We start from the raw sequence: 21,714 nt of genomic DNA on the forward strand, positions 1-21,714 counted from the left end.
GTGCAAAGATAACATCTTTATTTTTTATAATCCAAATCTTTTTTGAAGTTTTTTTAAAGTTTTTCGCTTTCGCCTTAAACTCAAACCCTTAAAGATTTATATCACATTAAATAAAGAACTTCGCTTGTTGTGCGCTCAACTACTTGTTGATTGCGGGTGCAAAAGTACCACCTTTTTTCAATTACGCAAGCCTTTTTGCAATCTTTTTTGAAAGTTTTTTGTTAGATACACGTTTACAGGAAGTTAGAAACGAAAGTTTTTTGACGGCAAGATGGGAGATTGAAGCCGGAAGCTGGAAGTACTGATTTTACAGGTACTAATTTTACTACATTATTAGTCTTAACGTATTTTACAATACAACAATTTAGTCGTTATATAGACAGTAATGGAGGAAAAAATATAGAATATTGAACTTAGAACACTCAAAAATGAACTTAAAAATAGAAATACACATTAATATAGTCTAGCCCTGGATGGAACGGCAGCGTATAATTTGGCAAAAAACTTAGAAAAACCAATCCCGCAAAGCGACTTTAGAAGCTATTGCGGGATTGTGAGGTTCTTTTTTGGCCAAAATATACCTATAGTGGAATACAGGAAATAGCTACTTAATCAAATCGAAGAGCTTTTACTGGTGAAATTTTAGTTATTAAATAAGACGGAACTAATAATACAATTACACATATTAGTATAGTACCTACATTTAATAATAGTATATGAAGTAAATTTATATCGACTGGCGCAGTTGACACATAATAACTTTCTGGATTCAGTTTTACAATTTCGAATTGCTTTTGAAGAAACAATAATAAAAGTGCAATTCCATTTCCCCATAACAATCCTCTTGAGATTAAATGAAACGCATTATACAAAAACACTTTTCGAACCGACCAGTTGTTTGCTCCCAATGCTTTTAACATACCTATTAGTTGTGTGCGTTCTAAAATTAGAACCAAAAGAGCGACTATCATATTAATAGCTGCAACACCTATCATTATAATAAGGATTACTAAAATATTAAAATCGAAAAGCTTTATCCATTCGAAAACACTAAAATACTTTTGAGAAATAGCCATACTATTAAATGTAGGCGGAATGCTTTTGTAGATTTCATCTGCACGTTGATCTAACAAAGTGAAGTCGTCTATAAAAACTTCATACGCTCCAACTTGATTAGGTTGCCATTTATTAATGCGTTGCAAATGTTCGATATTACCTATTATATATGAAGAATCGAATTCCTGAAAACCTGAATTATAAATACCCGCAATTTTAAATTTTCTAACGCTAGGCATTTTTCCTTGGTCTTTCATGAAAAAGGTATTGAAAGTATCACCTACTTTTAAATGCAAACGATTAGCAATAAACTGAGAGATTAAAACTTGATTGATATCACCATCCTTAAAAACAGGTAATTTCCCATCAACTAAAAACTCCGCTAAGTTATTCCATTGGTAACTTTTATCTACACCTTTAAATACAATTCCTTCAAATTCTGACTTAGTACGAATTAATGCCCCTTTAGTTATAATAGGTTGCACATGTGTTACAAAATCGTTTTTCTTTAATTGATTTATTGATAATAATCGAGAGTCGATTGGTTCAGAAGTAATTTGCGATTGATTGTCGTCGAAATTAGAAATCACCACATGTCCGTTAAAGGCAGAAATTTTTTCACGAATTTTTTGTTGCAATCCGATTCCTGTTGCCACAGACATAACCATCATAAGTATACTTAAAGCAATAGCTAAAATTGCAATTTTTATAATTGGAGAAGAAACACTACTTTTATAACTTTTAGAAGCGACTAGTCGTTTTGCAATAAAATATTCTAAATTCAAAATATATTCTTATGAGATTTGAGTTCAAAAATACGGTTTTATTTTTTTTAATACTATTATTTTCTTTTGGATGTGCCGCAAAAAAGAAGAACACTTCCACTCCTATATATAATGACACAAAAATAGTAGAAACAGATTCTAAAGACAAAGTTTTAAAAACGGGTGCAGAAAACTATACTACCTATTTACCGTTATTAAAAAATAAAAGAGTTGGGATTGTTACTAACCCAACAGGAATTGTAGAAAACAATAAACATATTGTTGACTTTTTATTAGAAAAACAAATCAATCTTTTAAAAATTTACGCTCCAGAACATGGTTTTAGAGGAATTGCTGATGCTGGTGAATTAATTAAAGATGGAAAAGACAGTAAAACGAACTTACCAATTATTTCACTTTACGGAAATAACAAAAAACCAAAACCAGAACAATTAGCCGATATTGATGTGATGCTTTTCGATATTCAAGATGTTGGGGCGAGATTTTACACCTATATATCTACATTACATTATGTAATGGAAGCTTGTGCAGAAAATAATATTGAATTAATTGTATTAGACCGACCAAATCCGAATGGAACAATTGTAGATGGTCCGGTTTTAGAAAAAGAATTTACAAGTTTTGTGGGAATGCATCCTATTCCGGTTTTACATGGAATGACAATTGGCGAATATGCTAAAATGATAAATGGTGAAAAATGGTTAACAAATGGTATTCAATGTAAATTGACTGTTATTCCGTGTACTAATTATAAAAGAGAAATGCCCTATAGTTTACCTGTAAAGCCATCTCCAAACTTACCAAATGATCAAGCAATTAATTTATATGCGAGTTTATGCTTTTTTGAAGGCACAAATGTGAGTGTTGGAAGAGGAACAGAAAAACAATTTCAAATTTATGGTTCACCTTTTTTAACTAATTTCAATTTTAGTTTTACTCCGATTTCAAATTTTGGAGCCAAAGAACCGATGCATAAAGATGTAGTATGTATAGGTGAAGATTTAACTAAAATTAAAAAAGTTACCCAACTTGAATTGAAATGGTTGATTAAAGCTTATGCAGACACTTCAGATAAATCGGTTTTCTTTAATGATTTCTTCACGAAACTTGCCGGCACAAAAAAACTACAAGAGCAAATTGTAAATGGTGTTTCGGAAAAAGAAATTAGAAAAAGCTGGGAAGATGGATTAATTGCCTTCAAACAAATGAGAAAGCAATATTTGATTTATTAGCCTCACCCCAACCCTCTCTGAGGAGAGGGAGACTGGGCGAATATATTTTTATAAAAATTTACAACGGCATTTTCTTTTTCATTTCCTCCACTATATTATAGGCAGCAGGACAAATGGCAACATTTTTCAAAGTCAGATTGGATATCTGCTGAAATTTTTGACGGTCGGTATGAGGGAATTCGCGACAAGCTTTTGGGCGAACATCATAAATCATGCAATAATTTTCATGATCTAAAAAAGTACAAGGCACAGATTTTAAAACGTAGTCGTTATCTTCATCAATTCGAAGATATTGTTCTATAAATTGCTGTGGTTTTTGTTTGAAATGTTTCGCTATTCTTTCAATATCCGCAGAAGTAAAAAGCGGTCCGGTTGTTTTACAACAATTGGCACATTCTAAACAATCGGTTTTTTTAAATTCGGCATCATGTAAATCTTGCATTACATAATCTAAATTTTTGGGTGTTTTCTTTTTTAGCTTATCAAAATACTTTTTGTTTTCGTTATGCTTATCTTTGGCAAGTTTTTGTATTTCGTTTAAAGATGGTTTCAACATAAAAGCTAAATTTAGAAATGCAAAGTTACAACATAAACTTTATTAACCTAAATTAGAGCGCAGATTGCTTCATGCCTCGTAATGACAACATGAAAGATTTATTCGGACAAGCTATACTTGATTATCAAACTAATAATTTCCCAGAAAACTTACTTACAGAAACTAATATATCTGAAGAAGATGAAATGGATGTAGCGTATTTATTTCGTTCTTTTGCCGAAATGCCAAAGATTGAGCAAAAAGCTTTACAATTGTGTAAAGGAAAAGTTTTAGATATTGGTTGTGGAGCGGGTAGTCATGCTTTATATCTACAAGAAAAAAATATAGATATTACTGCAATAGATATTTCTGAAAAAGCAATTGAAGCCTGTAAATTAAGAGGAATTGAAAAAGCTTATGTTCGTGATATACTAGATTATTCTGAAGAAAAATTTGATACGCTTTTACTTTTAATGAATGGAACAGGAATTTTTGGAAAATTGAATCAAATTTCGAAATACATGACACATTTGAAATCTATGTTAAATGAAGGTGGACAAATATTAATTGACAGTTCCGATTTGATTTACATGTATGATCAAGATGAAGATGGCGCTTTTGAAATTCCTGCAACAGGATATTATGGCGAATTAACTTTTACCATTTCTTATAAAAATGAAACCGAAAAACCATTTGATTGGTTATATTTAGATTATAATACCCTTCAAAACGCAGCACATGCTCATGGATTAAATTGTGAGTTAATAACTGAAGGCGAACATTTTGATTATTTAGCTCGACTTTCGTTCTAAATTCCAAATAAAAAATTCCAAATCCCAAATTAGTAAAAATTTGGGATTTGGAATTTGTGATTTTGAAGATTTCTATCTTAAGGTATATTTAAATACTTATGTGTTTGTAACGAAATTCTCCATTTTGGATTATTCATTACATAATCTATAATTAAAGGCGTCATTTCTTCTTTTTTACTCCATTCTGGTTGTAAAAACAAAATAGCATTTGAATTTGTTTTGGCTGCTTGTTCTTCGGCAAACATAAAATCATGTTTGTTATGAATGATCATTTTCAATTCATCTGCCATATCATATGCACTTTGAACCGGTAATTTAGTTTTCTTAGGTGATAAACAAAACCAATCCCATTCACCAGAAACTTCATAAGCACCAGAAGTTTCAATATGCACACGTAAATTATTTGCTTTTAATTCTGTAGTTAAAGGCAACATGTTCCAAGTTAAAGGTTCGCCACCTGTAACCACAACAGTTTCTGCATATTTTTTTGCATTGGCAACAATATGTGAAATAGCTGTAGGTGGATGTAAATCGGCATTCCAACTTTCTTTCACATCACACCAATGGCAACCTACATCACATCCTCCTACTCGAATGAAGTATGCAGCGGTACCGGTATAAAATCCTTCTCCTTGAATAGTATAAAATTCTTCCATTAACGGAAGCATTTCACCTTTATCTACTTGTATTTGTATTTCTTTATTAAGCATTTATATTTTTAAATAGTCTGCAAAGATAATATAAAGTTAGAAGTTAGAAGTTAGAAGTTGGAAGTTTTTTGAAATGTGAAAATTGTTACGTCTGCTTTTTAGCCCAGATTAGAATGGCAGCTTGTTTGAAAGAAATGAGATAAAAACATTTTAAAAAAAGCGACCAGCGGAAGCTTATTTGCAAAATTTAGTTTTTACTTATTTATGAGAACAACTATAATGGAAAGCTGGACATAAGTGAAACAAATTGACGTAGTAAATAGCTCCAAATAAAAAAACCGATAACTTTCGCTATCGGTTTCTTACGTATTAACCTTTAAAAATTATTTTTTCTTTAATACTGATAAAGATTCTGAAATATATTTATCAGTTGGATTTAATTTAGAAGCTTGTTCGAATGCTTCGATTGCTTTTGTTTTATCAGTTGCTGAATAACTAGAACCGATAAATGTATAAGCAGCAACTAAATTTTTCTTAACAGATTCTTTGCTTAATTCTGCTTCACCTTTTGCGTTTACTACACTAATATAACCTTCATAATCAGTTACAGCCACTTTTTTAGAAGCATCAGTATCAATTACACGGTTTAATTGTGCTTTTGAAAAATAAGCATCTTGTGTTGTAGCAGAAGCTTTAATTACTTCAGCAAATGCATTATTCGCTCTTTCAAATTCAGCTGTAAATGCAGCTTTTTGTGCTGGAGTTTTATCCATTGTGTGGTACAACACTGAATTACCATAATAATAGTTATCTAATGTGTAAGATTTAGATGCTGAATTTTTTAAAGCTAATTCTAATACTTTTGCAGCTTCAAAATATGCTTTTTGTTTGTATAATTTTACACCTAATTCACTGAACTCACCTCCTAATTTAGGATCTAATTCTGATGCTTTTACTAAATCAGCTAAAGCTTCATTAAATCTATTAGCATTTGTAATAACTCCGTTTGCATCCATAGCACTAGCTAATTTTGCTTTACCTAAATAAGAGTAATCTCTACCTTTTACTTTTTTAGGCTCAGATTTAGCAATAAATTCATTGATAGCTTTAATTGCTGCTTCTGAATTTCCGTTTTCTAAAGAAGCATATCCTAAATAACGTAAAACTCTAGGATTTACTTTATCCATTTTTTGGATGGCTAATGCTTCAGCTTCTACACCTTTCCAATCTTTTGTTAAGATTAAGAAATCAGCATATTTCATTCTTGAATCTACAGAAGTATCTGTTAAACTCATATACTTTTTATAATTTTCTAATGCAGCAGTTGCTTTTTCTTGGAAGTTTGAATTTTTTCCAAAAGCCCAAGCTAAATTAGTCTCCGCCATTTCTCTGTAAGCAGGACCATAATTTGGATTTAAAGCCACAACATCTTTTAAAGCTTTCATAGCTTCTGGAAACGCTTGAGCATTTCTAGTAATAACAGCCAATTGTGTTTTAGCTCTATATAAAGTATTGTCTAATTCAAATGCTGTTCTATAAGCAACATAGGCATCATTTGTATTTTTATTTGCTAATTGTGCATCACCTAAAGCCAAATATGCTTGAGCAGATTTAGGGTCGTTTGTAACTGCTTTTTTAGCAGCCTCAACAGCTTTTGAAAAATCTGGATTTTCTGAATTTAAATAAGCACGAGAAATAAAAATTTGCTCTTCTACGTCTTTCTTTTTAGCACTAGCTAAAGCAGAAGCAATATTCGCTTGCGCTTCTGTTTTATTTCCATTAATTAAATTAATATGTGCTAAACCAATTAAATTTAAATGACCAGCGTCTTTAGCATTTTTACCTTTTTCGAAATAAACTTTTGCAGAATCTTGTTTGTCTAATGCTAAATAAACTTGTCCTAAATAAAAGAAGTTTTTTCCTTTATCTGGTGATGTGTTTACCATACTTTTTAAAGTTTTTCTTGCATCAGAATATTTCTCTGCATCTATAGATTTTTTTACTTGCTCTAAATCTTGCGCATTAATTACTGTTGCGGTAAACAATGTTGCAATACTTGCTAAATAAACTCTTTTCATTTTTAATTATTTTATAATTCTTTTCTAATTCTTAATTCTCTTGTTGGTATATTGTGTGGCAACAAACCTGATTTAAGGATTATACGTTGACCAATATCTCCTGCAATAAATGAAGCAAAACCCATGCCTAAACCTGCTTTTCCTTGATAATTTAACATAAATATTTTTCTAACAAAAGGATATTCACCGGTATAAATTGCAGTTTGTGAGGGTTTTACGGCTTTTTCCAAAGTATTTCCAACGGCTAAAACTTTAACATTTTTTAAATCGTTTTCAGAATCAGCATCAGGACTAAGCATCCAATTAACACCTACAAACCCAATAAAATTTTTATTTTCGGAAACAAATTTAATAACTTCATTGCAATTTTTTAATGCGGTAACGCCATTTTTTGGTAAGGCTGTTACACCTGCCTTTTTCATTAAAAAATTTAATGTGCTTGAATTTTGATTATCAAAAACTAATTGTCTTGTAGTGTTTTTTCCTTGTAGAATATCAAATATCTCTTGAGTAGTTATTTTATCCTTACTATCACTTTTATTAACTATTGTTACAATTGCATCTGTTGCTAAAGGAGTAATTCTTCCTATATAGCTTTTACTTCTTAACGTTGCAATTTCTTCTGTAGATAATTCTCGAGGTAAAATTAAAATTTTAGCATCAAGATTCATTAAGTCTTTTACCAATTCCGTTTCAGGTTTAGGAATTAATTTAATATCAGCATATTTGTATACACTTTCAAAAACTTCTTCCTGTTCCTGCATAATTGGTAATAAAGTTTCATCAACATAAACTTCTGTAATACCTTTTGTAATTGTTTCTTTAACTTGACCTGGTTGATTACAAGCAGCAAGAACAATGGCAAACACTAGAGTTAAAATTATTTTTTTCATTTCATAATTTTTAAAGTTAGTACTCCATTTTCTAAAGAAAAAAGACGTTTAAAATCAAGCACTTTAAAAACATTTATTTTTTGAGAAAATGATTAATAAATTATGCCATAAAGATACGATTAAATTAGCTTTTCTCATAATTATAATTTCTATACCTTTATGTTAATTAATGATTTTCAGTTTAATACTTTTTAATTAACAAAATGCACTAACTAGCTATATTATTGCTTTGATTCAATATTATTATCTTTTTGAACCTCTTTTTTCTTTTTGTGTGTTGGACTAATTTCAAATTTTAATGGCAATACATAATATTGATTAACATTTTTCCCATCAATCTGTGCAGGAATCCAATCTCCAGAATTACTAACAACTCTTATTGCTTCTGCTCCTAAACCAAGTCCAGTTGGTTCTTCTTTAATTACCTTTACATCTCTAATCGAACCATCATTCCAAATAACAAATCTAGTGGTAACACTTCCAAAGGTTTTTTGTTCAACTTCTGGCAATTTAAAAGAAGTAGCAATACGTTTTCTAAAATCTTGGATACCGTTTTGTGGAGTAGCTGATACATCAACTACTTTAAAAATCATATTGTAGTTTGGACCTTTAATTGTATCAGATTTCTTTTCTGCTTCTGTTCCAATTTCTTTTTTTTCTTGTTCTTGTGCAATTGAAAAACTAAAAGAAAATGATAAAAAAACAATTAAAACAAACTTCTTATTACTCATCTTTTTTATTCATTAATTTCAAGAAACGGTAAGCGCCATAAATCATTAATAAAATTCCAAAATAAAATCTTTGTTGTTCTGAAATTCTCAAACTCACCTTATCAAGTGATGGTATTAGTTTATCCCAAAATACAAATATTGAACCCATTGTAACAAAAAGCACAAAGAAAAATACCCCTAAAATAAACAGAAATCGCTGTAAGGGCGATTTCTGTTTGAAATTTTTATACCAATTCATTATCCTCCTAATTGGAATTTAAGTGGTAATGTTCTCCATGATTTAACTTTTCTACCGTTCATTTCTGCTGGAGTCCATTTAGGCTGTTTCTTAACAAAATTAATTGATTTCTCAGCTAATTTCATACCTTTTGGATTTTCCTTCACAATAGAGAATCTATCAAAAGATCCATCTTCCATGATTGCAAATCTTAACGTTACTTCTCCTACTAGTGGATCTTCTAAGTCAGAGAATTCTTCTCCTAAGTAACGAGCAATTTTAGTTCTAAATGCTTCGATACCTCCAGGAGGACCAGCTTCAACCTCAACAGAGTTAAAAATTTGGTTATAGTCGATTACTTCACCTTCTTTAGATTTCTCCTCAGTAGCTGTATTATCAACTACTAATTGCCCATCTTCGTTACCTTTCATGGTTTCAGTACCAACGTTTTTATTTTTTAATTCTTCGATAGTTGCTAATTCTTCTTTAACTTCTTTCTTTTCTACAACTACAGGCGGAACAAATTTTTGAATATCAGTAACCGTTTGCGTTTTTTTCTCTTCAATCGGTTTCTTTTCTTCTATAATTTCTTCTTTTTTCTCTTCTTTCTTTTTAGGTTGATCAACTTTTTGAAGTTTAACCTCTCTAATTTCTTCTTTTTCTTCACCTCCCATGTTACCTAAAACATTTTTGATAACTGGATAAGCAATTACTCCGATGAAAAATAAAGACCCAAATAATAAAGCTCTTAATGTAGTTTTAGGATTCGATTGTCTTAATTCATAGGCTCCATAACTCTTGTTACGACCATCAAAAACTGTGTTTACCCAGCTTTGGTGAAATAAGTTTATTTTTGAACTCATCTTTATCTAATTTAAGTTATGTTATTTAATTCCCTTGTCTTCAAGCATTTTAACATCGCCTGGTGTAATATCTACCATTGCATAGGTTCTTGGCTTTGTAATTGCCATTTCATCTAAGATGTCTACTACATTTTTATAATTAGCCGATTTATATGCTTTAATTAGAACAGTTAAACCTTCTTTTTCAGGATTATTAACTCTTTGAGCCACATATTCTTTATGTGCTAAAATTGCTTTTCTAATCCCTTTACCTCCATAACCTAAAACTTTTGGAGTACCATCTACACCATCTTCATTATAAGGCTTATCAGTCATTCCAATATAGTAAACTACTTTATTGTCTTTACCCATTACAACCGTAAAAGTTCTCCAAGCAGGAGTTTCTGGCGGATCAGCTTCATTTTCTTTTGGTTTATCCTTATCTGGTAAAGCCAAATCCATAGATTGTGGTTTAGATAACGTGGTAGTTAAGATAAAGAACGTAATCAGTAAGAATGCTAAATCTACCATCGCTGTTAAATCAACTCCTGGATTCGATTTTTTAGATCTTACCTTGCCGCCTTTGCCGCCACCGCCACCGGTATTTAATTCTGCCATTTTATATTTTTATTTTTATTAAAAATCTTCACTTCTTAAACCAGTTACTAGGAAGAATTTATTTACTTCTTGTTTTTGAAGTAAATCTAATACTTTCTTAACTGTTGGATACTTTTCTTTCGAATCACCTTTAATAGCAACTTGTAATTCTTCTTTTTTACCTTTCATTTCAGATAATTCAAAAGAAGCTTCTCTAGCTGCTTTAACCCAATCTGCTAATTGATTGTCTGTAGAGTCTTTGAAAGGAATACCTTTTTGAGTACCTTCATTATTTCTTTCAGCACTACTTAATTTAATAAGTGCTTTTAATTCAGACATACTAACTCCAAAACCATCAATTTTAGAAAATTCTTGTTTTTCTTCATCAGTAAACTCCATATTATATTGCGCTGCCATTTTTTCTAACATTGCAATTCTCGTTTCACGCTCACTTACTCCGAAGAAAACAGCGCTATCACCAATTGTAATAGTAGCTAAATTTCTTTCTGGTAATTTTGCTTTAACGGTAGAAGCTGGAGTATCTACTGGCTTTGGTTCAGGAACTTTTGCAGTTGATGTCATGATAAAAAAGGACAATAATAAGAACGCAACGTCACACATGGCCGTCATGTCAATTTTTGTGCTTTTTTTAGATATTTTTACCTTAGCCATTTTACTTTATTTTAACTTAATATATGATTATTGAAAATTAGTTGTTTCCTTTAGCTCTTTTGTAAGCTTGAGAAATAGCAAAACCTGCTTCGTCAATAAAATAAGTTAAAGTATCAATTTTAGATGTAAAATAGTTGTAAGAAATAATCGCGATAGTAGAAGTACCAATACCTGTAGCAGTATTAATTAAGGCTTCAGAAATACCATTTGCTAATTGCGCTTGGTCTGGAGTACCAGCAGTTGCTAATCCAGCGAATGCTTTAATCATACCAGATACTGTTCCTAATAATCCTAATAATGTACCAATAGATACTAATGTAGATAAGATTGTTAAGTTTTTCTCTAACATTGGCATTTCTAATGAAGTTGCTTGTTCTACTTCTTTAGTAATATTTTCTGTTGCTTTTTCAACATCTAAACCGTCTTTCTTTACTTGCTCTGATTTTAATAAACCTGCTTTAATTACATTAGCAACAGAACCTTCTTGTGTATCACAAGCAGCTAAAGCACCATTAACATCACCAGATTTAATTTGACCCATAACTTCTTTTACGAATTTTTCTAAATCTCCTTTACCAGCAGCTTTTCTAATTACAAAAAATCTTTCAATAGAGAATACTAACGTCATTAATAATAATCCCATTAAAACTGGTACGATAATACCTCCTTTGTATACCATCCCTAAATAGTTACCTGGAAGTGGGTGACCATTTTCAGCATCTCCTCCTTGGAAGTTACCTGATGCTCCCATTACAAATTTCCATACTAAATAACCGATTACAATACAAATTGCAATAGTTGCAGCTGCAAAAAAGCTAGTACCTTTGTTTTCGTTGTTCTCTACAGAAACGTTTAAATCCTGTGCCATTTTCTTAATTTTTTTAGTTAAAAATGATTAATAATTTTGATTTTAATTTTTTTTGATAGATGGCAAATTTATGCGAATTAGATTTGAAAAAAAAACTAATTTGATAAAAAATAACTTATTACCTCAAATTTATACAACAATCATACCAAAACGCCTATTTAGATTAAATTAATGTAAATTAATTGTCACTTAATTGATAATTAATCATTAACTGTGTTATTTTTTTAAAATTTGACGTTAAAAAATCGGAAGTTTTTATCTTTTTCAATCTATTTTATAACGTAAAGTTTTATACTTTTTAAAAAAAAATTCATATTTGTAATACTAAAACGAAAAAAAATGTCAAAAGAAGCTTTTATACAACATATAAATGAAGGATATTCATCTAAAGGTGATAGTATTTTATTAGGTGCAGCCATCCTTAACGGAGAAGCTGTAGGTGAAACGCAAGTAAAAGTTCCCTTAAAAACGTTAAACCGTCATGGTTTAATTGCAGGTGCTACTGGAACTGGAAAAACAAAAACGATTCAAGTATTATCCGAACAATTATCATCTTTTGGTATTCCGGTTTTGATGATGGATATCAAAGGTGATTTTTCAGGTATTGCAAAACCAGGTGAAGAAAAATCTTTCATTACAGAAAGACACTCTAAAATTAACATTCCTTATACAACTTCGAGTTTTCCAGTTGAATTAATGACTCTTTCTGCTCAAAACGGAGTACGATTAAGAGCAACGGTTGCAGAATTTGGACCTGTACTTTTTTCAAGAATTCTGGATTTAAATGAAACTCAAGCTGGTGTTGTTGCGGTTATCTTCAAATATTGTGAAGACAACAATATGCCTTTACTGGATTTAAAAGACATTAAAAAGGTATTGAATTATATTACAGAAGAAGGTAAAGATGAAATTTCTGAAAGCTATGGTAAAATTTCAACCGCTACAACAGGAACAATTCTTCGTAAAATTATCGAATTAGAACAACAAGGTGGTGATTTCTTTTTTGGTGAAAAATCGTTCGATATTGAAGATTTAATGCGAATTGATGAAAACGGGAAAGGTTATGTAAACATTATAAGATTAACAGACATTCAAGACAAACCTAAGTTGTTTTCTACTTTTATGTTAAGTTTATTAGCGGAAATTTATCAAAAAATGCCAGAAAAAGGAGATGCTGAACAACCAGAATTGGTTTTATTTATTGATGAAGCACATCTAATATTTAATGAAGCAAGTAAAGTATTGTTAGATCAAATTGAAACCATTGTAAAATTAATTCGTTCTAAAGGAATTGGTGTGTATTTCATCACTCAGAACCCAACTGACGTTCCGAAAGGAGTTTTAGCACAATTAGGTTTAAAAATTCAACATGCATTAAGAGCCTTTACTGCTAACGATAGACAAGCGATCAAACAAACAGCAGATAATTATCCTACTTCTGAATATTATCAAACGGATGAAATTTTAACTTCACTTGGAATTGGAGAAGCTTTTGTAACTGCTTTAAATGAAAAAGGGATTCCAACTCCATTAGCTGCTACAATGTTGCGTGCACCTATGAGTAGAATGGATGTATTAACAGAAGATGAAATTTCTGAAATTAATTCGGATTCAAAATTGGTAAAAAAATACAAAGAAGCAACAGATAGCGAAAGTGCTTTTGAGATTTTAACTGAAAAAGTTGAAAAAATTCAAGAAGAGCAAGCTGAAATTGAAGAAGAAAAAGCTGAGGAAAAAGAAGAAAAGAAATCCAGTACCAGACAAAACCCAATTATCAAGTTTTTAACGAGTGCTGCATTTATTTCGGGAATTTTTAGAGTTTTAATGATGCTATTTAAGCGTAAACGTTAATACTTACATGAAAGCTTTTTTTACTATAGGATTACTGATACTTTCTAATGTATTTATGACATTAGCATGGTATGGTCATTTGAAATTTAAAGAATTGAAATGGTTTGAAAATGCCGGATTAATTACAATTGTTTTAATCAGTTGGGGATTAGCATTATTCGAATATTGCTTTCAAGTTCCTGCCAATAAAATTGGATTTAATGGAAATGGCGGTCCTTTTAGTTTAATGCAATTAAAGGTAATTCAAGAAGTTATTACGTTAATTGTATTTGTGATTTTCTCCATGATATTCTTTAAAAACGAAACTTTTAAATGGAATCATGCCGTAGGTTTTCTTTTTTTAATTTTAGCTGTTTACTTTATTTTTAGAAAATAAGATTATGAAAAAGTATTTTATCCAAAAATCGCCTTTTGTAGTTCCTACCACTGATGGGAAATTAATTGAAGAACATCACGGAAAAGCAGCCACAGACAATAGTGCTATTTCCATTGCACATATGGTTGCTCCGCCTTATTGGAGTGAACCGTTTCAAACTCCAGAATTTGAAGAATACACATATATTATTAGAGGTAAAAAGCAATTTATTATTGAAGACGAAACGGTAATCTTGGAAGCGGGTCAATCTATAAAAATAGAAGCCCATACTAGAGTTCAATATTCCAATCCTTTTTCGGAAGAATGTGAATATATTGCGATTTGCAAACCTGCCTTTGATTTTACAAAAGTGCATCGAGAAGAAGAATAAATCTTAAATAAAAAAGCTCTCCAATTGGAGAGCTTTTTTTTACTATACTACTTTGCAACTTTGACACTCTGTCGCTCTGTTACTCTGTTACTCTGTCACTCTATTACTTTATAGATTTCAGCATTTCTTCCACTGCTTTTTCTAACTGCGTATCTTTTCCTTTTAAGAAATCTTCGTACGATAAATTCACTTGAATATCTGGATCTACTTGAAGATTTTCTGTAGCTCTTCTTTCTTTACCAATTGTTGCCACCATCGGAATACCAAAAATTAAGGTCGGGTCAATTTGAGTTTCCCACCAAACAGCTGTACCCGTTCCTGGAACACCCATTCCGATTAACTTACCTACTCCATTTTGCTTGTAGATATAAGGAAAAATAAAGGCATCGCTATAATTTCCTTCAGACATTAATACACAACTAGGTTTTGTCCATTTTCCTACTGGCTCAGCATCTTTTACAATATTACCTTGTGGAGCAAAATCTAAATATCTTTTACCGTTTAATAAAGTAAATAAGTCATCATGTAACCAACCACCACCGTTAAATCGTGTATCTACAATTAAAGCTTTCTTTTCGAAATTTTTACCCATTACCTGATCATACACTTCTCGGAAACTTCCATCATTCATCCCTTGAACATGTACATAACCTACTTTACCATCACTTAGTTTTTCAACCATTGCATTCATTTTTTTGATCCAGCGATTGTACATTAATGCTGTTTCTTCACCAAAAGCAATTGGTTTTACAGATTCTTGAAACGCTACACCATTTGCATCTACTCCACTTACTAAAGTATTTTTTCCTACTTTTCTATTTAAGAATTTTGCCCAATCTACATCGTTTGTAATAGTTTGATCGTCAATTTTAGTTATTGTTGCACCTGCTTTTACTTTTGAATCTGCTTTATCAAATGGTCCGCCTTGAATAACTTCTGTAACTTTTAAACCCGCATCTTTACTTTTTTGATCATATAAAAGTCCTAATGTTGCAGTAACATCCGGATTACTCATTTGCGGATTATATCTTCCACCTGTATGAGAAGCATTTAATTCTCCTAATATTTCACTTAATAATTCTTGGAAATCGTAGTTATTATTAATGTGTGGTAAAAATCTTGCATAGGTATCTTTATACATTTTCCAATCTACACCATGTAATTTAGGATCGTAGAATTTCTTAGCCGTTTGTCTCCACATATGATTGAAAATATAAGTTCTTTCAGCTTGAGTATTTAAAACCATATCAGAACTTACATCAACTGAAGACGTTTTTCCACCTTCAGCTTCAATTTTCATTAATTTACCTCCATTATTTACGAATAAACTTTTACCGTCTTTACTTAAAAACAATTGACTAGCCGTTCCTCCAAGTTTAGCTAAAATTTTAGTTTCTTTTGTACGTGTTTCTGTAACCCATACATCATAACCTTTTTCAAAAGAAGCTAAATAAAACAATTTACTTCCGTCTTCATTAAACACGAAATCGGCAATAGAAGAACTATTAATCGTTACACGAACTTTTCTAGTTTCTAAATTTGTTAAATCTGGATTCCAAGGTTTTGGTTCATCTTTTTTCTCTGTTTTTGACTTGTCGGATTTTTTATCATCACCTTCTTTTTCTTTTTTGGCAGCATCTTCTTTTTCTTTTAAAAGTGCAGCATCTTCTTTAGACAATTTGAAGTTTTCATACTCTTTTTTATCAAAGAAAACAGCATAAACATCTACTTCTCTACTTCCTTGATAGGCTAACGATTTTCTACCTTCTTTACTACTTAACCAAGCTAAAGCTTTTCCACCCATTTGTTGTTTGGCAGAATCTTCACCAAATCCACTCATAATTGGATATTTAGTTTCAGAACCATCAGCTTTAATCATTGCAGTATGTGCGATTGCAAAATTCCCCATTGCATCATCAATAAATAACCATTTACTATCGTTACTCCAATTGAATCCAAAATCGCCATCAGAATAACTATAATTTCTTCCTTCAGGTAAAACCACACGCGAGGCTTTCGTTGCTACATTGTATACTTTAACAATATTTCTTTCTTCAATATAGGCTATTTCTTTTCCGTCTGGACTAAATTTTGGCATATATTCTTCTTTATCAGAACCAATAATTTTCTCTTCTTTTAAAATAGTAGAAGCATAAAAATATTTTTCTTCTTTACGTTCGATAGTCGCAACATAAATATCCCAACTATCGCCTCTTTCACCAGCATAAATTAATTTCTTACCATCAGGCGACCATTGCACATAACGTTCTTGTTCTGGCGTATTAGTAATTCTTTTAGTAGAACCACCTTCCGCATTTACAACAAAAACTTCTCCTCGAGAAATAAATGCAATTTCCTTTCCATCTGGACTCGGAACAAACTCACTAATATTTCCTGAAAGCGGTAAGTTTTTTTCCACATTTGTTTTACCATCGTTTTGAATAGTTACGGCAACTTTTTGTGGCGTTCCACCTTCTAACATTGTATAAATTTGACCATCATATGAAAAACACAATTTATTATCATTTGAAATACTTAAATGACGAACTGGATTATTTTTAAAACTAGTTAATCCAGTAACAGCTTTAGAAGCCACATTGTATTTATACACATTTTGATTACTCCCATCGGCTTCGCTTAAATAATAAATACTTTTTTCATCGGCACTATATACAGGTTCTTTATCTTCACCAATATAATTACTGATTTTACTAAACGTTTGTCCGTTTACATCATACGACCATACATCACGAGTTACACTACTTGTATGGTGTTTTCTCCAAGGATCTTCATATCCTTTTCTATCTTGAAAAATAATTTGATTTCCCGCTTTATTGTATTTAGCGAATTCAATACCACCTTCCGTTATTAAAATTGGCTTTCCACCTGTTGCATTAACAGTGTATAAATTTTGAAATAAACGTGGTGAATAAAAACGAATATTTGCTGAACTCGTTTGTCTTGAACTACCAAACAATACATTTTTATCGTCTGGTGAAAAATCATATGGATAATCAGCTGCGCTATTGTATGTTAATCTTGTAGGTGTTCCGCCACTTACAGCCATAATAAAAACATCAAAATTTCCGTGTCTGTCACTTGCGAAAGCAATTGACTTTCCGTCGTTACTCCAAATTGGCATCATATCATGAGCTTCATGGATAGTTAAAGGAACTGCCGTTCCGCCTTGTGCATTTACCAAATAAATATCGCCTTTATATCCAAAAGCAATTGTTTTTCCGTCTGGGGAAATTGAAGGATAACGCATCCAAAGCGCTTCCTGAGCAAAAGAAAAACTTGTAAGCAAAAATAATTGCAAACAAAAAAGTGTTGTTTTAATATTCATATGTATAGTTTATAGTTGACCACCCAAATTTACGAAAATTAGAGTTATAATTCTCATAATGTGAATTTTATACTTTAGTTCTTCTCAACATCTTTTAACATACTAAAAACAAAGTATGCCAATAACCCTAAAGCTATTAAAATGGAACTCCATAAAAAAACAGGTTGCTGCCAAAATGCTTTATCTGTATCTTCTTTAGTTTTCTTGTCTAATTTTTGCAAATTGGTAATTGTCGCTAAAGGCAAATCTGAATTAAATTTTTGAGTAAAATTAGCTAAGTCGTATTGCGGTTGCGTTAATGTTGTATCGATAATTACATCATATTTTTCGTTGGCTTTTAAATCGGCTACAACAGAAATTGCGTTTTGCAGTACTTTAATGTTTGAAATCTCTAACGGTTGATTGTCTTTGTTATCTATTTCGATAGTAAATACTTTTTCAAAAAAGTTATTCAAATGAAATAGATTTGAAGTATTAGATGCTAAATTAAAATTTGAAATTTCTTGTTTGAAATTCTCTGTTCGTTTTTTAACTTTTCGCTTTTTATTTACAAACACAGAAGCATTTCTTGAAAATAATTTCGTTTTTACATCAAAAGAAATCTTATCTACTCTTTGGAAATTTTCAGATGAAAATGTGATGATTGTTTTTTTATTCTTCTTGTCTTCGGAGATTTTATATTTAAATTCTTTTAAATAAGTTGTTTCGACAGCACTTTCTTTGTCTTTATAGTAACCAATATCAAAAACATTAATTGGTAATGATTTTTTATCATTAAAATCTATTCTTAAAAACTTATAATTGTTTTTAGGAATTAAAATCGTTTTTCTAACTGAGGTTTCTTTTTCATTATTCAAATCAGATAAAATTTGATTAGAAACCAACCCATACCAATCTTTTTGATTATTACTTCCACTAATTGAATAGGTTTTATCAATATTTGAATTAGCAATATGTAGTATTAATTCTGTATTGTTTTTTAAATCTAAATCAGTAATAATTATTCTTGAAATTGAATCTTTACTAGTAGATTTATTTACAATTGTTACTTTTTTAAAATGTAAAGCAATACGATTCAAATTCTCAACAACTACATAAGGAACTTCCTTTTTACTTTTATCTAAAATTCTAAAGCAATCTAAGTTATCCTTACTTGCCGAACGAACTTCTGGAGAAATTGTAATATTGTGAAATCCATCTTTTTTTACATCAGAAATTGTTGCTTTATGGGTTTGAGAAAATCCAAAAGCAAAAGCAAAAAGACAATATAATACGAATTTAATTTTCATCAGAATTGGTATTTGATGATTCATCAACCACTAATTTTTTAATTTTTTGATAGACAAAAGAAATAATCAGAATTAGAACTCCGAGTAAGATAAATGCAACAATTTTACCTGTTTCGGAAACATTATTGATATCGTACACAAATAATTTCAATACGGTTAATCCTAAAAGAGATAATGCGATAATTCTAATTTGCTTCCAATTTTGCTTAATTCCGGCAATTAATAATATAAACGATAAAACACCCCATAATATTGGATAACCAATTTTTATTACTTGTGTTTTAAGATGGCTAATTTCTTCTGAAACTATATCATTTGCAATAATTTGTAAATGGTATTTATCTGTAATTACTTTTGATTTTTTAGCTATTTCTAGTTCCATTTGTGAAGTATCATTAAAATGAATGGCATGAATTAACAATTCGTTACTTAAAATAAATACTCCTGAAATAATTAAAATCCAAATGGCAAATTTAGAGTTGAATACTTCAAAGTTTGATTTTCCTTTAATTTCTTTAATCAAAAGAATGAAATAATAAACTAAACAAATTAATAGAATATAATGGAAATAGAAAGCGAAATTAAAATCGGGTTGTTCTTTCAAATTTAACACCATTTCATTGGTTGGTAAAGTCGAATAGTAAACAATATAAATGATACAATTGATAATTAACAACACAAAAATTGGCTTGTACAACTCTATTTCTTTTTTGTAGAATACCAGATAAATTAATCCTGTAGTAAACACAAAATGATACACTAATGAAAAAGAAGCAATAGAATATTCGTTCGTTAAAAACGCACTTGCTTGATAGGAAATTTCTAAAATTCCAACCAAATAAGCCATGAGAATTCCGAAAACTACTAAAAGATTTTTATAAATAGTTGGTTGAAACTTAAATGTATAAATTAGACTATCTTCTTTTTCTTTATTCAAAATGAAATACGTTGCTACAAAGGAACCTAATGCAACCAGTCCGGTGATGAAAATTTTATTAAAGATGATATTCAATGTTAAATCGTAAGCACCATAAGTTTGAAACCAATCGATAATTAAGCTAAATACCATTAATATCTGAACAGCAACAGCACTTAATTTAAATAAATTGATTTTCGATTTTTGAGACAACCAAAAGAGCATTACAGCCTCGCAAGCCCAGAATAGAGTAATTTGATTTCCCTCAAATTGTATTGGAATGGTAAGCGTTAAGAAAGTTAACACCAAAGCAATTAATAAATACACTGCATTTTTATCCAATCCGAATTTTTTGAATAAAATAGCCGTATAAACAAAATTATACACTGCTAATGAAAGCGTGAAAATTCCTTTTAAATCGAGTTTTGCATCTTCAATAATAGACAATCCAATTCCGAAATACACAAACGTATTTATGGTAATTATAAAATATTCAATCGTTGAAAAAACACCTTTATTTCTAACATTATTTATAACTGCAGTTATACTAAAAATAAAATAGAATAATGTTGCAAAAATGAAAGCCCCTTTGTGTGGTAATTTATGACTATTGATTTCTGTTACATTCCAACTTAAAAATAAAACTGTTGTAAAAAAGAATGATAAAGCTGTAACAATATGCCATTTTTTATGAAAGGCGATAGCTAAAATTCCAATATTTAAAATAGCAATATACGTAAACAACACCACGTAATTTCCTTGTCCGGTACTCAACATAAACGGAACTGCAAAACCACCTATTAATGATAAAATTGCTAATTCCTGACGGTCGTAATTTATTGAAACAAAAGCACTAAATGCAGTAATTACAACCATTATTGCAAAAGCTACAGTTTGACTAAAAATATGATAGTCGTGAAATGCAATTGCAATAGTGAAATAATAAATACTTATGGCACCAGCAACCATTACAGAACTAAAAGCGATATAATTTTTCTTTAACTTATGAGCAATTCCCATAACTAAAGAACCGGTTAATATACCGATGGCTACACGGGCTGTTTCGTTAATCCAATTTTTATCAATGGCAAATTTTACAAAAAAACTAATCCCTAAAACCAGAATTAAGATTCCAATTTTATTAATTAAGTTTTCTCCGATAAATTTTTCTAGATCTGGATTGTTCTCTTTGAATTTTTCGAACCAAGATTTCTCTGAAACGAAAACTGGTTTTTCTTTTATAATTGGCGGTGCATTAAACACAATCTTTTCTTCTTTTGGAACAGGAACAACTGGTTTTTCAACCACAGGAATTGTTTTATCTGCTTCAACAACAGGTTTAGGTTGTTCAGAAATCACTTCAGTTTTAGTAAGAATTGGTTCTTCTTTAACAACCGTTTTTATAGTTTCTTTTGGACTAATTTCATTTCGATTCAGTTGTTTGTTTAATTCATTAATTTTATCGTTTAACCGAGAAATTGAATCTTGCAAACTTTGAAATTTCGAATTAATTTTAGATAATACAAGTAAAAGTAAAACTATTATTATCAAAGCTATTGGTAAATCCATAGAGAATATTTTATTCTCAAATGTAAGAA

At 30.4% G+C, this 21,714-nt stretch carries 20 protein-coding genes; 6 read left to right on the forward strand and 14 right to left on the reverse strand.

What is annotated here, in order from left to right:
* The first annotated feature begins 279 nt into the window (after positions 1–279).
* A complete protein-coding gene (locus BMY86_RS13205) occupies positions 280–411 on the forward strand; it encodes a hypothetical protein (protein ID WP_262487560.1) in 132 nt (43 codons plus the stop codon).
* A 197-nt stretch (positions 412–608) separates the two neighbouring features.
* Here the strand turns inward: BMY86_RS13205 and BMY86_RS08140 are convergent, their stop codons facing one another.
* A complete protein-coding gene (locus BMY86_RS08140) occupies positions 609–1,841 on the reverse strand; it encodes an ABC transporter permease (protein ID WP_091467507.1) in 1,233 nt (410 codons plus the stop codon).
* A gap of 5 nt (positions 1,842–1,846) precedes the next feature.
* Here BMY86_RS08140 and BMY86_RS08145 point away from each other — a divergent pair, with 5 nt between their 5' ends.
* Positions 1,847–3,073 (forward strand): exo-beta-N-acetylmuramidase NamZ family protein, encoded by a 1,227-nt coding sequence (locus BMY86_RS08145; protein ID WP_394332571.1) that lies wholly within the window; start codon positions 1,847–1,849, stop codon positions 3,071–3,073.
* A 58-nt stretch (positions 3,074–3,131) separates the two neighbouring features.
* Here BMY86_RS08145 and BMY86_RS08150 read toward each other — a convergent pair whose 3' ends face one another.
* On the reverse strand, positions 3,132–3,629 hold the full coding sequence (locus tag BMY86_RS08150; protein ID WP_394332567.1) for a YkgJ family cysteine cluster protein: 498 nt from the start codon (positions 3,627–3,629) through the stop codon (positions 3,132–3,134).
* A gap of 89 nt (positions 3,630–3,718) precedes the next feature.
* Between BMY86_RS08150 and BMY86_RS08155 the strand changes: the two genes are divergently transcribed.
* Positions 3,719–4,420 carry a class I SAM-dependent methyltransferase gene (locus BMY86_RS08155; RefSeq protein WP_091468126.1) on the forward strand — a complete coding sequence of 234 codons (702 nt, stop codon included), beginning with the start codon at positions 3,719–3,721 and terminating at the stop codon, positions 4,418–4,420.
* A gap of 77 nt (positions 4,421–4,497) precedes the next feature.
* On the opposite strand, the gene BMY86_RS08160 is transcribed toward BMY86_RS08155, so the two are convergent.
* The 9 genes from BMY86_RS08160 to BMY86_RS08200 all read right to left on the reverse strand — a co-directional run bounded on the left by BMY86_RS08160 (position 4,498) and on the right by BMY86_RS08200 (position 11,968).
* Positions 4,498–5,130 carry a 7-carboxy-7-deazaguanine synthase QueE gene (locus tag BMY86_RS08160; protein WP_091467512.1) on the reverse strand — a complete coding sequence of 211 codons (633 nt, stop codon included), beginning with the start codon at positions 5,128–5,130 and terminating at the stop codon, positions 4,498–4,500.
* 323 nt (positions 5,131–5,453) lie between these two features.
* The gene (locus tag BMY86_RS08165) at positions 5,454–7,148 is read right to left on the reverse strand and encodes a tetratricopeptide repeat protein (protein ID WP_091467514.1); all 1,695 of its coding nucleotides are present in this window, start codon (positions 7,146–7,148) and stop codon (positions 5,454–5,456) included.
* Positions 7,149–7,159: 11 nt separating this feature from the next.
* Positions 7,160–8,041 (reverse strand): PstS family phosphate ABC transporter substrate-binding protein, encoded by an 882-nt coding sequence (locus tag BMY86_RS08170; RefSeq protein WP_091467517.1) that lies wholly within the window; start codon positions 8,039–8,041, stop codon positions 7,160–7,162.
* Between the two features lie 221 nt (positions 8,042–8,262).
* On the reverse strand, positions 8,263–8,772 hold the full coding sequence (locus tag BMY86_RS08175) for an energy transducer TonB (RefSeq protein WP_091467519.1): 510 nt from the start codon (positions 8,770–8,772) through the stop codon (positions 8,263–8,265).
* On the reverse strand, positions 8,765–9,010 hold the full coding sequence (locus BMY86_RS08180) for a hypothetical protein (protein ID WP_091467521.1): 246 nt from the start codon (positions 9,008–9,010) through the stop codon (positions 8,765–8,767). The genes BMY86_RS08175 and BMY86_RS08180 overlap by 8 nt, the downstream gene beginning before the upstream one ends.
* Entirely contained in the window at positions 9,010–9,852 is an 843-nt protein-coding gene (locus BMY86_RS08185; RefSeq protein ID WP_091467523.1) for an energy transducer TonB, read from the reverse strand. The genes BMY86_RS08180 and BMY86_RS08185 overlap by 1 nt, the downstream gene beginning before the upstream one ends.
* Before the next feature lie 21 nt (positions 9,853–9,873).
* Positions 9,874–10,449, reverse strand: a complete 576-nt coding sequence (locus BMY86_RS08190) for an ExbD/TolR family protein (RefSeq protein WP_091467526.1) — start codon at positions 10,447–10,449, stop codon at positions 9,874–9,876.
* 18 nt (positions 10,450–10,467) lie between these two features.
* The gene (locus tag BMY86_RS08195; RefSeq protein ID WP_091467529.1) at positions 10,468–11,100 is read right to left on the reverse strand and encodes an ExbD/TolR family protein; all 633 of its coding nucleotides are present in this window, start codon (positions 11,098–11,100) and stop codon (positions 10,468–10,470) included.
* Between the two features lie 37 nt (positions 11,101–11,137).
* Positions 11,138–11,968 carry a MotA/TolQ/ExbB proton channel family protein gene (locus BMY86_RS08200; protein ID WP_091467532.1) on the reverse strand — a complete coding sequence of 277 codons (831 nt, stop codon included), beginning with the start codon at positions 11,966–11,968 and terminating at the stop codon, positions 11,138–11,140.
* A gap of 339 nt (positions 11,969–12,307) precedes the next feature.
* Between BMY86_RS08200 and BMY86_RS08205 the strand changes: the two genes are divergently transcribed.
* Genes BMY86_RS08205 through BMY86_RS08215 form a run of 3 tightly spaced genes read left to right on the forward strand, consistent with a single transcriptional unit; the run spans position 12,308 to position 14,565 of the window.
* Entirely contained in the window at positions 12,308–13,819 is a 1,512-nt protein-coding gene (locus BMY86_RS08205; RefSeq protein ID WP_091467534.1) for a helicase HerA-like domain-containing protein, read from the forward strand.
* A gap of 7 nt (positions 13,820–13,826) precedes the next feature.
* Entirely contained in the window at positions 13,827–14,195 is a 369-nt protein-coding gene (locus tag BMY86_RS08210) for a DMT family protein (protein WP_091467536.1), read from the forward strand.
* Between the two features lie 4 nt (positions 14,196–14,199).
* Positions 14,200–14,565 (forward strand): cupin domain-containing protein, encoded by a 366-nt coding sequence (locus tag BMY86_RS08215; RefSeq protein ID WP_091467538.1) that lies wholly within the window; start codon positions 14,200–14,202, stop codon positions 14,563–14,565.
* 103 nt (positions 14,566–14,668) lie between these two features.
* Here BMY86_RS08215 and BMY86_RS08220 read toward each other — a convergent pair whose 3' ends face one another.
* The 3 genes from BMY86_RS08220 to BMY86_RS08230 form a co-directional block, all read right to left on the reverse strand.
* Positions 14,669–17,911 (reverse strand): S41 family peptidase, encoded by a 3,243-nt coding sequence (locus tag BMY86_RS08220; RefSeq protein WP_091467540.1) that lies wholly within the window; start codon positions 17,909–17,911, stop codon positions 14,669–14,671.
* Between the two features lie 74 nt (positions 17,912–17,985).
* The gene (locus BMY86_RS08225) at positions 17,986–19,224 is read right to left on the reverse strand and encodes a hypothetical protein (protein ID WP_091467543.1); all 1,239 of its coding nucleotides are present in this window, start codon (positions 19,222–19,224) and stop codon (positions 17,986–17,988) included.
* The gene (locus BMY86_RS08230; protein WP_091467545.1) at positions 19,190–21,685 is read right to left on the reverse strand and encodes a DUF2339 domain-containing protein; all 2,496 of its coding nucleotides are present in this window, start codon (positions 21,683–21,685) and stop codon (positions 19,190–19,192) included. Before BMY86_RS08230 ends, BMY86_RS08225 begins: the two co-directional genes overlap by 35 nt.
* Positions 21,686–21,714 lie beyond the last annotated feature (29 nt).

This window comes from Flavobacterium urocaniciphilum, from assembly GCF_900110615.1.
Classification (GTDB): Bacteria; Bacteroidota; Bacteroidia; order Flavobacteriales; family Flavobacteriaceae; genus Flavobacterium; species Flavobacterium urocaniciphilum.